This is a genomic window from Pontibacter ruber (assembly GCF_023630205.1).
GTDB classification, from domain to species: Bacteria; Bacteroidota; Bacteroidia; order Cytophagales; family Hymenobacteraceae; genus Pontibacter; species Pontibacter ruber.
The window spans coordinates 1,126,224-1,138,038 of record NZ_JALPRR010000002.1; the positions used below are offsets into that span (position 1 = coordinate 1,126,224).

The window sequence follows — 11,815 nt, forward strand, 5'->3', positions numbered from 1 at the left end:
GCCTGACCAGGTTTCATCTTCAGAAATCACAGCAGCAACCCAGCTTTATTCTGGCTTTCTCATTAGATGTGTTGTGCGTCTGCTCATCCTGTTAACTAATTATCTGTACCCGTATATCGGTTAGGTTGGCAAAAAGCGCTAATTTTGCAGGCCTTTCCTTATGACGCTGGTATGAGATCTGAAGAATACAAAGAACACTTTTCCAAAAATTTCCTTTTAGCTTATCCTGTAGTATTGAGTCAGCTGGGGCATATTATGGTGAGTGTCTTTGACAGCCTGATGGTCGGTCAGATCGGTACGGTTCCATTGGCCGCCGCCTCTCTTGGCAACAGTATCTTCATGATCGTGATGGTGTTCGGATTTGGGGTATCGTTCAGTATAACCCCACTTATTGCTGCTGCCGAAGGTCGTAAAAACTACACGCGTATCTCGTTGCTGCTGCTAAACGGCTTGTTCTCCAATTTACTGCTGGGCATACTTCTTTTTGTGGTCGGTTACTTTTTGTCGCCCTACATCACCTACCTGAACCAGCCTGCTGAGGTCGTAAAACTGGCCGTACCGTACATCAACGTGCTGTTCCTGTCCATGGTGCCGCTCATGATCTTTCAGGCATTCAAACAATTTGCCGAAGGCCTTTCGTTTACAAAGCAGTCCATGTACATTACCATTTTTGCCAATGCGCTGAACATTGGGCTGAACTACGTCCTGATCTGGGGTAAGCTTGGCTTTCCGGAAATGGGTATGGTTGGTGCGGCCTGGGCGACACTGATCTCGCGTGTGATCATGGCTGTGATGATGGGCATCTTTGTGCTGTATGCAAATCGCTTTGAAATATTCCGCCGCTTTATAACTTTCCGGCACCTCTCCTTCATCCACATGTACCGCATCTTTAAGCTAGGCTTGCCGATTTCCGGTCAGATGCTGTTTGAGATGGGGGCTTTCAGCTTTTCGGCCATCATGATCGGCTGGTTAGGTGCTAAAGAACTTGCTGCGCATCAGATTGCAATCAATGTAGCCTCGGTTACTTACATGATGGCAAGCGGCATAGCTGCAGCAGCCACCATACGGGTTGGTAACCAGAAAGGCTTGCGAAATTTCAGAGCCATGCGCATGGCCGGCCTCAGCAGTTTTGCCATGGGAGCCATCTTTATGACAGTCAGTGGCCTGCTCATGGTGCTCGGCAACGATCTCATTCCAATGCTGTACATCGACGATCCGGAAGTGATTCGTATCGCTTCTTACCTGCTCATCATTGCGGCCTTGTTCCAGATATCCGATGGAGTACAGGTGGTGGGCCTTGGAGCGCTGCGCGGGCTGGAGGATGTACGAATCCCGGGTCTTATTTCGTTGATTGCTTACTGGGTGATCGGTTTGCCGGTAGGTTATGTACTTTGCTTCAAAGCCGGCTTCGGTGTAAATGGCATCTGGACCGGACTTTTGGTAGGCCTTTCTGTTGCCGCAGTTTTACTGTTCTGGCGCTTCCGACGGCTCAGTTACCGCTTAAGCAAAGTATAAATTGCCTGTTGGGCACCATTTGTACTTAATGCATGTTGCCACCTGTACAGACAATAAAAACTTTTAGCCAATGTTTTTCTTTACCCTGTTTTTGTCGCTACTGACAGGCCTGTTTTCGCCTGCAGCGGCACCAGCTGTAATTGCCACAAAGTTAGCTCCTGCTAAAACTGAAGATCGAACCAACAACGACAAGCTTGCCTGGTCGCCTGCCCGGAAGCTGAGTTGGGAGGATTTCAAAGGAAATCCCGACGACCAGAACCCGCACCATGCCCTGACAGCAGCTAACCTGGCTGTGGACGCAAAGTGTAACAACAATAAATTCATGTACGAGGTGAAGTGTGTTTTTCTGCCACAGGAGTCCTGGTCTAAAAACAAGATGTCGAAAAAGCTGCTGCAGCACGAGCAACTGCACTTCGATCTGACAGAAGTACACGCCCGCTTGTTGCGCCAGAAGCTGGTAGGGATCGGCACCTCCTGCGCCAGTGTAAAAAAAGGCATGCAACAGGAAGTAAATGCAGCTTTTGCCGCCTGGAAAGCAGAACAGGACCTGTTCGACAAGAAGTCAAACCATGGTCTTGACTCAGTGGCGCAGCAGCAGTGGGCAGCAAATATAGAGCAACGCCTGCAGCAACTGGAGGCCTGGAAATAAAAAGCAAAGCCCCGGTTAAAAGTATAACCTGGGCTTTGCTAATCTATACTTTGCTTTTACTCGGTCGGGCCCAGATCTTTCACCGCCGGACCGGTAATGACGCGGCCATACGGATCGAAACGCGAGCCATGGCACGGGCAATCCCAGGAGCTTTCAACATTGTTCCAGCTAACTACACAGCCCAGGTGCGTACAGATTGCCGAACATTCGTGCCGCACTCCATCCTGGTCGCAGTACACGGCCACTTTGGTCATACCTTTGCGCATAACAGCGCCTGTACCCGGCATTAACTGCATCGGGTCATCCACCTCTCCTGCTGTTACATACTCTTTGAATTGAGCCGCCACGTTCAGGTTTTCTTTCAGGAACTCTCCGGAAGATTTCAGGCTGACACGAGCCGGGTCGTACAGCTTCTCCCACGCATTTGGCCGGCCCATGATCAGGTCCGTTATCAGCATACTGGCAATGGTGCCGTGCGTCATACCATGCCCGGAGTCGCCGGTGGCAATGTATACATTATCCGCATCGCCCGGATTGCGGCCAATAAATCCCAGGCTGTCTACTGGTTCGTATACCTGCCCCGACCAGCGGTATACCACTTCGCCGGCCATCGGAAATTTAACGCGCATCCAGGTTTCAAGCGCCTCGAAGTGCTTGTTCAGGTGATCGTCCTGCCCTGTCTTGTGATCTTCGCCACCTACTATAAGCAAATCTGTACCATTGTCCCCTTCTGTTCCATCCGCTTTGCCTTTCAGCAGGCGTACGTAGTGGTATGGGTCCTGCATATCCCAGTACAAGGCATCCGGCACCTCACCGCTTCGCACAGCCGCTGCAACTACATAGGTGCGGTAAGGGGCCTGCTTGGTGTGCATGGTCACCATGTCATTAACGGGAGTGTTGGTGGCTACTACCAGATGATTGGCAGATATTGTATGGCCGTCTTCCGATATCACCGTGATCACCGGCCCAGTCTCGAACCGCTCGATCTTGGTTTCAGTGAAGATCTGTCCTCCGTTTTCAAGTATGGCACTGCTGAGACCTGCCAGGTATTTTAACACATGAAAATGCGCCTGGTTAGGGAAGTGCAGGCAAGGCAGAGATGTTAAAGTAGGTACCGGGCTCTCTTTGCGTAGCACGACATCAAGCCAGCCTATTTTTTGAAGCGCTTCCAACTCCTGCAGGAGCTCATCTTCTTCCTTTTTGTCGTTGGCAAAAAGATAGCCGTCTACACGCGTAAAATCGCAATCGAGCGTCAGGTCTTTGATGTTCTCTTCTATTCTGTCGATAGCGCGGCCATGGCTTTGTGCTGCTTTAAGGGCTCCGTCAACACCAAACAAGCGGATCAATTCTGAAAAACGATCGTCGAGCGCGTTAGACAGGTGTGCTGTGGTGCGTTGCGTTTCGCCGCCTGCAATTTTTTTGGCTTCTACCACCACTACGCGTTTTCCTTCTTTGGCTAGCTGGTAAGCAGTTGAAATTCCTGCCATGCCGGCCCCTACCACACATACGTCACAGGTTATATTTTCACGGAGCGGATTGGTTACTGGCATGGTAACGCCTTCTACCCACACAGGCAAGCTTGCGCCAGATTCTCTTTTCATAGTTTTGATTTTAAGAGGCTTGAAATACGTCAGGTATCTAGTTTTGATGTATGCTACCTGACTGCTTAGGAGTACGGCGAGCTAAAACCTTATGTTGCTGCTGCTATATTCGGAGGAGTTGATAAAGGCCCAGCATCGGAATGAAATACATTTGGCAGTGCATGATGAACTAACCGTTATTGTAGTCCGCTTTAGTCGTTAGTTCATACTTACCATCCACTATAAGGCGGAAGATTGCTCGTTTACGTCAATTCCACTTTCCAGAACGAACCTATAGAAATATTATAAGCACAGTAACAGCCACTGCGTCTCCAATCATATCCTAGGACAAACTGTGTAGTCATACTAAGATTGTAAAAAAGGTAATCGAAACCCACCTGCTTTGCGAGCAAAGATTTCAGTATCTTTAGCCGGATTCGGAAAGTGCCGTATTTTTTGGTTTGTAGGAGGAACATAACCTGCAGTATATCTGGAAGCTGTAAAGAATAAGCAGCTAAATGCTATACCTGGTTACCATTTACCAAAAGTTGTACTGGTATTAGATCCGACCTTAAAACCGGACTGCAGGCGAAGCTGGCAGCAGCTGCAACCTGGTTCAATTACATTCTCTTTTTTTGGATGGAAAAACTACACACCCTGTACTATGTGCTGGAAATGGCAGGCACTTTTGCTTTTGCTATAAGCGGGGCAACAGCCGCACGAAAACGCAACCTTGACCTTTTTGGGATCTGCGCTATTGCATTTATTGTTGCCTGCGGCGGCGGAATCATACGAGATCTTTGCATCGGTGCTACTCCACCTGCCGGAATATCAAACTGGCAGTATTTGATTGTAGCCATTATCGCTACCGGGTTAACCGTCGGTTTATTTTCTGTTGTAGAGCGGCTCAACCGCCCGGTATTGTTTTTCGATGCTGTAGGTTTATCCCTATTTGCCGTAACAGGTGCAGAAAAAGCGCTGCACTTCGGCCACAATGGTGAGGTAGCTGTTCTGTTGGGTATTACGACGGCTGTTGGTGGCGGTGTAATGCGCGATGTTTTACTTACGCGGGTACCTGTAATTCTGGAAAAAGAGATTTATGCTTCGGCGGCGCTTACAGCAGCTGCCATTGTTGTTTTAGGAAACTACCTGAACTGGATTTCAGGCGACTGGGTAGCGATCATAGCCTTGATTGTATGTTTTACAATACGCATCTTAGCATTGCATTACCATTGGAACCTGCCTACACCAGTAAACAGGAAGAATAAACTAACTAAATAATACCCTGTAAATTTTCACTGTTAAACCTGAATGCGGCAAAGCATATACTAAGGTATGGCAACGCTAATACTTTGATACAGCCTGATTAAAGGCAGGAAGAGATTCAGCTTAACTTCATGTTAAAATAACATAACAGACACCACATGCAAACCGCACCTGAAACTACAGAAACGATCTCCTGGCAACATTTTGATCAGACAGATATTCGTGTGGGAACGATCGTTGAAGTAAATGATTTTCCGGAGGCACGAAAACCTGCCTACAAACTGCTGGTAGACCTGGGTCCGTTAGGTCTGAAAAGATCCAGTGCACAGATCACGAAACTTTATACCAAAGAAGAACTGGTAGGCAAGCAGGTGCTCTGCGTAACCAATCTCGGTAAAAAGCAGATCGGGAAGTATATTTCGGAGGTACTGGTAACCGGCTTTGAAGATGAAAACAAGGATATTGTACTAGCACAGCCTGCCTCTAAAGTTCCAAACGGAAGCAAGCTTATGTAAAAGGCAAAACGTCAGGTAAGTTGAAAACGCCTGCCAATACAGAGAGCTGATGTATTGCTATTATTGCGAACGTTCCATTCCGGCAGAAGTATCTGCCGGAACTGGCTCCTGTCCTGCCTGTACCCGCGCCTTTGATTCGCGCACACTTAGTGTGTCAATGATGATCTCATACAGCTTGTCCATTTCCTTCAGATTGTCCAGGTAATAGTTGTAGGTATCCCTGAACTCCTGTTCTGAAATCTTGTGCTTTTTGAGTATCTGCTGCTGTAAGTAGTTGAAGGTCATCAGGGCTGTGTCCGGGTACACTACCTGGTGCTCAACGGTTGCCTCGGCGGTGTGCACGTCTGCCAGTATCTGTATCATCTTGTCACGCGAAAGCAGATGCTCCGGTTTTTGTTGTTCTTCCTGGCTGCACCCCAGCAGGGTCAGGCAAAAAAGTATGTAGAAAAGTCTTTTCACGGATGTAAATTACGGGAATATGTCCTAATTTTAAAATCTGACGCGAGGGCACCAGGCAATGAAAGAGCTTGTACAGAAGCTGCGAAAATACGAAATACGCATCAGGAAGGCAATCAACACCCAGATGCAGGGCGATTTCCACTCCGTGTTTAAAGGCAACGGGTTGGAATTCGACGACGTGCGCGCTTACCAGTACGGCGACGATGTGCGTTCTATTGACTGGAACGTATCGGCCAAAGGCCATGGCACTTTTGTAAAAACATACCGCGAGGAAAAAGAGCAATCAGTCTTTCTCATGCTTGACGTGAGTGCTTCCCAGACAATAGGCACAGGTAAACAACAAAAGATAGACGTAGGCAAAGAGATATGCGGTGTGCTGGCACTATCTGCAGCTCGTCAGCAAAGCCAGATCGGCATTATCTGTATCAGCGATCAGAAAGAGAAATACATCCGGCCGGCCAAAGGCATCGAGCAGGCTTATACCATCATAAAAGCGCTTTCGGAGCTGCAGCCAAAATCTTCTAAAACTAATCTTGCTGCGGGCATCAAACTCACACTCGATATCATCAAACGGAGGAGCATCGTTTTGCTTATCTCCGACTTTATTGATGTTAACTACGAAAAAGAACTGGCCATGCTTGCCAAACGGCACGATCTTATCGTGATACAGTTGCAGGACCTGCGCGAAAGAAAAATTCCAGGACTTGGTATTGTGCCCGTTGTAGACAAGGAGTCAGGTCGTACGGTGTGGCTGAATACGTCCGGTGAAGACTTCCAGCTACGCTACTTTACCCAATATGCGCACAACCAGAACAAGGTGGTGCGCATCTGCCAGAAGTACCAGGCCAATTACCTTGCCATACAGACCAACGAGGACTATGTGCCACAGTTGGTTAATTTATTCAGGCTCCGGAACAAGACATCGAAAAAGAGTGCGTAACCTGACCTTTTTTATACTTTTATACTTGTTTTCGTGGTCGTCGGCCTTAGGTCAGCAGGTGCCGCAACCTGTCGGCCACTTCAGCCGCGACACGGTAAAGCTGGGCGAACTTGTACAGTATACGCTGGTACATCATCACCCTTCTGCCCAGGAAGTCGTTCTTCCCGACTCGAACTACACGTTTGCTCCCTTTGAGTTTGTGCGCAAGCGCTTCTATCCTACCGTTACCAAAGGCGGTATCAGTACAGATAGCGCCGTGTACACTTTGCGTACTTTTGAAACCGAACCCGTACAGCAACTTGCTCTGCCGGTGTATGTGCTGCAGGGCAAAGATACGGCAGAAGTGCTGGCTCGCCCGGATGCCGTCGTACTTCGGCAATTGGTGAAGCAGGTAAACGACCCGCTGCAATTCAGGTCAGACACAAAGCTGGTCCCGGTTGAGGAACGCTTTAACTGGCCTGTCTTAATCCTTTGGCTTACTTCGGTTTTTGCATTTTTTGGTTTGATCTGGATCATCTTCGGGCAGGCTATCAGGATAAAGTTTAAACTGTACCGCCTGCGCAAAGACCACCTGTATTTTACCTCCCGCTACTCTTCTCATGTAGACCGCTTTGTGAAATCAGGCTCCTCGCAAAGTATGGAGAAGGCAGTATCGTTATGGAAAAATTACCTGACCAAGCTGGAGCGAAGTGCCATCAACTCCTTCACGACAAAAGAAATCGTGTTGTTCTACCACGACGATGAGGAAGTAAACACCGCGCTTCGCCTCTGCGACAAGGCCATTTACGGTAACCTGCTTACAGAGGCCGACAAAGAGACCAGCGAGGCCCTGCACATGTTGCGCCGTTTTGCTAAACGCCGCTACAAAACGCAACGAGAATTTACCCGAAATGCTAAAAATAAGCGATGACATGTTGGATTGGCTGAACCTGGAGTGGTTCAGTTACAGCACCCTGCGCTCCTTCGATTGGGTATACCCGGCTGTGCTCTACGCATTGCCAGTGGTACCGCTGTTGTTTTTGCTTAAATGGCTCTTTACGCTCAACACCCGCAACCGGCTCGATATGGCCATGTTTGAAGGTAAAATGCAGTGGCAATGGACGAGCCTGCTCCGCTTCTTGCCTGACCTTGCATTTATCCTTTTCATCATGCTGGTGCTGGTGGCTTTGGCAAGGCCTCAGCGTGTGAACGAGCAGGTAGAACAAACAGCTGAAGGCATTGATATAGTTGTAGTAATGGACGTGTCCGGTTCTATGGAGCTAAAGGACTTTAACCCCAGTCGCCTGGATGCCGCCAAAGATGTAGCGCTGAATTTTATTGATGGCCGTGTACAGGACCGTATAGGGCTGGTTGTATTTGCCGGCGATGCATACTCTGTTGCCCCGCTCACAACCGACTATCAGCTGCTCCGTGAAAGTATAAAATCCATCACGTTTAAGATGATTCCCAACGACGGGACAGCAATTGGCAGCGCACTGGCGATCGCGATCAACCGCATGCGCGATTCCGATGCGAAAAGCAAAGTAGCCATTCTCATCAGCGACGGTGAAAATACAGCCGGCAGCCTGGACCCGATCATGGCAGCACGGCTGGCTTATGCCCACAACATCAAAATTTATACTATAGGTATAGGCAAAGACGGCGAAGTGCCTTATGATGTGGATGATAAAGGTAATATACTGTATGTCGAAACTGAGATGGACGAGACAACCTTACGTGAGATTGCGCGCATCGGGGAAGGACGTTTTTTCAGGGCAGACAGCAAGGACGCGCTGCAGGAAATCTTCCGGAACATAAACCTTTACGAGCGAACCGAAGTAAGCGAAAAGCGCTTCCGTGACACACAAGACCACTACCAGGTATACCTGAAATGGGCAATTTTTATGTTGCTGATCTGGATGTTACTGAAGAACACATTTGTTACCAACGTACTGGAAGACTAGGATAGTTAGAAAGTTAAATAGTTTAGGAGTTAGAAAGGTGAAGTATGGCTGATATGAATTAGCAATTTAACTTTCCAACAATTCGCTTAGAACAACTAATACAGATAAAACTATGTCCACGATTGCAGATAACATTTTATACTTTGACGAAAGGCTGCGCAACACCCCCTGCCGGCTTGTAGCTGTAACCAAAACACATCCTGTCGAAAAGATCATGGAGGCTTATGATGCAGGACACCGGCTGTTCGGCGAAAATAAAGTACAGGAGCTGGTCGAGAAACGGGAGCAACTACCCCACGACATTGCCTGGCACCTGATCGGCCATCTGCAAACAAATAAGGTAAAGTATATCGCTTCTTTCATCGATACCATCCAATCGGTAGATAGCCTGAAGTTGCTGGCAGAGATCAACCGCAGGGCTGAGCAGGTCAACAGAACTTTCCCTGTTAACTGCATGCTGCAGATCTCGATAGCCGATGAAGAAACAAAGTATGGAATGGACTACGAAGAGGCCGTGGCGCTGCTGCAGTCAGACGAGTACCGCAACATGCATTACATCCGGATAACAGGCGTGATGGGCATAGCCACCAACACAGATGACCAGGAAAAATTGCGCCAGGAATTTCGTTACCTGCGCAGCTGCTTCGAAAAACTGCGGGATACGTTCTTCATCTCAAACCCGGACTTCCGCGAGATCTCCATGGGTATGACCTCCGATTGGGAACTGGCCCTGGAAGAAGGGAGCACCATGATTCGGGTAGGAAGCGGAATCTTCGGAGCGAGGAATTACCTGAAAAAGTAAAGCTGTGTTGCTTTGCAAAAGCTTATCTAGGTAGTTTGCTAAACGTAGGAAATATGTTTTGCAGTTTCTAAGTATAGATATAGGGAACATGCAGTATGCACCTTCGACAGATTTTCGCTTTCGTTATACTTTGTTTGGCTTATACTTCAGCCGGTTTGCCTCCCCTTATGGCTCAGACTCCTGCATTTAAGAAAGACCTTCCACAACTACCCACTTTCGACACCGAAGGGCACCGGGGCGCTCGCGGCCTGCTGCCTGAAAATACCATCCCGGCCATGATCAAGGCGTTAGAACTTGGTGTAACAACACTGGAGATGGATACGCACATCACAAAAGATGGTCAGGTTATACTTTCACACGATCCCTACATCAATCGGGAGCATGAACTGCTACCCAATGGACACGAAATTACGGTTAAAGACAAGAAAAAGTATGTGCTCTATCAGCTCGATTATGATAAGGTGAAGGCTTTTGACGCAGGGTCTAAACAACACCCAAAGTTTCCGGATCAACAAACCCTTGCAACCTACAAGCCCCTGCTTTCAGAGGTCATCGATTCAGTGCAGGCTTATATCAAGAAGCACCAGTTGCCGCAGGTGTTCTACAACATCGAAACCAAAACGAAGCCTTCAACAGATGGAAAATACCACCCAGAGCCTAAGCAGTTTATAAAGCTGTTGATGGATGTACTGGAGGAGAAAGAAATCAGGCAATGGGTGATCATCCAATCGTTTGATGTACGTACGCTGCAGGTGCTACACGATAAATATCCGCACATGCGCACATCGCTTTTAGTAGAGAACCTGAAAGGTCTGGAGCGCAACCTACAGAGTTTGGGATTTAACCCTGACATCTACAGCCCTTACTACAAACTTGTGATACCAAAACTGATAGAAAATTGCCACTGCCTCGGCATTAAAGTTATTCCCTGGACAGTGAATAACCTTGAGGAAATGAAGCAGTTAAAAGCAGCAGGCGTCGACGGCCTTATTTCAGACTATCCAAATCTGTTCAAGGAACTATGATTTTCTGAAATAAAATAAGTAATTGTAAAAAGGAAGAGAACAAAACTATAATTATTCTAATACGTTTTAAGGCTTATTCCTTCCCGTACGTTTATATAGTATCAATTATGATACCCTTAGGTAAGTATACCTGGTGGGCATTAACTTTATGAATCGCTAAACTGCTAACAACATGCAACAAGAATCCAGGGACATTGAAAAGAGATACCAGGACTTTATAACAGAGGTAGTGGAAACAGAAACTGTCTGGGGATTGACCCACGAGGACACCTGGGCAACCTCCAGTTCTTATGAGTTCGAGGATACGGAAGTTATACTTTTCTGGTCTGACAAAGCTGGTGCTGCTGCCTGCGCAGAAGACGACTGGGCCGAGTACGAACCTGAATCAATCTCGCTAGTGGAGTTTCTGGAAAACTGGTGTGTTGGCATGTATGGCGATGAACTGCTGTTAGGCGCGAACTGGAACACCGACCTGACCGGTAAGGAAGTAGAGCCACTGGTAATAGCCCTGGAAATTATAAATGAGCTGAAAGAGCATGGTAAATCGCTGGAGTTTACCCAATATGACAGTCAGGAGGAATTCGAAGAGCAGGTGATCGAAGCGCTGGAAGGCGGCGAAGAATAAGCACTACATCATGACTTTTTGATTAATCCGGAGAAAAGTAAGTAAAATTACACCTGCAGCTATACCTTTGCTGCTTTCCGTAGGATTGATCAAACTTTAAAATTCCGATACCTTGACGCAAAAAGCCATACTTCTTATTGCCAGTGCACTAGGCGCCCTTTCTGTTATGATTGGCGCTTTCGGAGCTCATGCACTTGCCCCCTTGCTGCAGGCCACCAACCGCACCGACACGTTCGAAACGGCGGTAAAATACCAGATGTATCATACCCTGGCACTGTTGGCTGTTGGCTTGCTCCTTTTCCGCGTAGAACATCCGGCCCTTCAGATAGCTGCCTGGGGCTTCTTTATCGGCATCCTTATTTTCTCAGGCTCGCTTTACATACTTTGCCTGACGGGCGTTACCTGGCTGGGTGCGATTACGCCCATCGGAGGCACGGCTATGATTGTGGGCTGGGGAGCCTTGTTTTATGCGATCCTGAAGGCGCTGTAAGACTTT

At 47.9% G+C, this 11,815-nt stretch carries 13 protein-coding genes; 11 read left to right on the forward strand and 2 right to left on the reverse strand.

Features of this window, described 5'->3' with window-relative positions; genetic code table 11:
- The first annotated feature begins 171 nt into the window (after positions 1-171).
- On the forward strand, positions 172-1,515 hold the full coding sequence (locus MJ611_RS11635; protein WP_250429973.1) for an MATE family efflux transporter: 1,344 nt from the start codon (positions 172-174) through the stop codon (positions 1,513-1,515).
- 70 nt (positions 1,516-1,585) lie between these two features.
- Complete coding sequence (locus MJ611_RS11640) at positions 1,586-2,164, forward strand: DUF922 domain-containing protein (RefSeq protein WP_250429974.1); 579 nt, start codon at positions 1,586-1,588, stop codon at positions 2,162-2,164.
- Positions 2,165-2,220: 56 nt separating this feature from the next.
- On the opposite strand, the gene MJ611_RS11645 is transcribed toward MJ611_RS11640, so the two are convergent.
- Positions 2,221-3,765, reverse strand: coding sequence for an FAD-dependent oxidoreductase (locus tag MJ611_RS11645; protein WP_262921646.1), 1,545 nt, complete (start codon positions 3,763-3,765; stop codon positions 2,221-2,223).
- Positions 3,766-4,419: 654 nt separating this feature from the next.
- Here MJ611_RS11645 and MJ611_RS11650 point away from each other — a divergent pair.
- Complete coding sequence (locus MJ611_RS11650; RefSeq protein ID WP_250429975.1) at positions 4,420-5,025, forward strand: trimeric intracellular cation channel family protein; 606 nt, start codon at positions 4,420-4,422, stop codon at positions 5,023-5,025.
- A 143-nt stretch (positions 5,026-5,168) separates the two neighbouring features.
- Positions 5,169-5,525, forward strand: coding sequence for a tRNA-binding protein (locus tag MJ611_RS11655; RefSeq protein ID WP_250429976.1), 357 nt, complete (start codon positions 5,169-5,171; stop codon positions 5,523-5,525).
- A gap of 60 nt (positions 5,526-5,585) precedes the next feature.
- On the opposite strand, the gene MJ611_RS11660 is transcribed toward MJ611_RS11655, so the two are convergent.
- On the reverse strand, positions 5,586-5,984 hold the full coding sequence (locus MJ611_RS11660) for a DUF4296 domain-containing protein (protein ID WP_250429977.1): 399 nt from the start codon (positions 5,982-5,984) through the stop codon (positions 5,586-5,588).
- A 58-nt stretch (positions 5,985-6,042) separates the two neighbouring features.
- Between MJ611_RS11660 and MJ611_RS11665 the strand changes: the two genes are divergently transcribed.
- The 7 genes from MJ611_RS11665 (at position 6,043) to MJ611_RS11695 (ending at position 11,809) form a co-directional block, all read left to right on the forward strand.
- The gene (locus MJ611_RS11665) at positions 6,043-6,924 is read left to right on the forward strand and encodes a DUF58 domain-containing protein (protein ID WP_250429978.1); all 882 of its coding nucleotides are present in this window, start codon (positions 6,043-6,045) and stop codon (positions 6,922-6,924) included.
- The gene (locus MJ611_RS11670; RefSeq protein WP_250429979.1) at positions 6,917-7,834 is read left to right on the forward strand and encodes a hypothetical protein; all 918 of its coding nucleotides are present in this window, start codon (positions 6,917-6,919) and stop codon (positions 7,832-7,834) included. Before MJ611_RS11665 ends, MJ611_RS11670 begins: the two co-directional genes overlap by 8 nt.
- Positions 7,815-8,867, forward strand: coding sequence for a vWA domain-containing protein (locus tag MJ611_RS11675; RefSeq protein ID WP_250429980.1), 1,053 nt, complete (start codon positions 7,815-7,817; stop codon positions 8,865-8,867). Before MJ611_RS11670 ends, MJ611_RS11675 begins: the two co-directional genes overlap by 20 nt.
- Before the next feature lie 112 nt (positions 8,868-8,979).
- Positions 8,980-9,669, forward strand: a complete 690-nt coding sequence (locus tag MJ611_RS11680; protein WP_250429981.1) for a YggS family pyridoxal phosphate-dependent enzyme — start codon at positions 8,980-8,982, stop codon at positions 9,667-9,669.
- 167 nt (positions 9,670-9,836) lie between these two features.
- The gene (locus tag MJ611_RS11685) at positions 9,837-10,694 is read left to right on the forward strand and encodes a glycerophosphodiester phosphodiesterase family protein (RefSeq protein WP_250429982.1); all 858 of its coding nucleotides are present in this window, start codon (positions 9,837-9,839) and stop codon (positions 10,692-10,694) included.
- Between the two features lie 172 nt (positions 10,695-10,866).
- A complete protein-coding gene (locus tag MJ611_RS11690; protein ID WP_250429983.1) occupies positions 10,867-11,319 on the forward strand; it encodes a DUF2750 domain-containing protein in 453 nt (150 codons plus the stop codon).
- Positions 11,320-11,431: 112 nt separating this feature from the next.
- The gene (locus tag MJ611_RS11695) at positions 11,432-11,809 is read left to right on the forward strand and encodes a DUF423 domain-containing protein (protein ID WP_377494649.1); all 378 of its coding nucleotides are present in this window, start codon (positions 11,432-11,434) and stop codon (positions 11,807-11,809) included.
- Positions 11,810-11,815 lie beyond the last annotated feature (6 nt).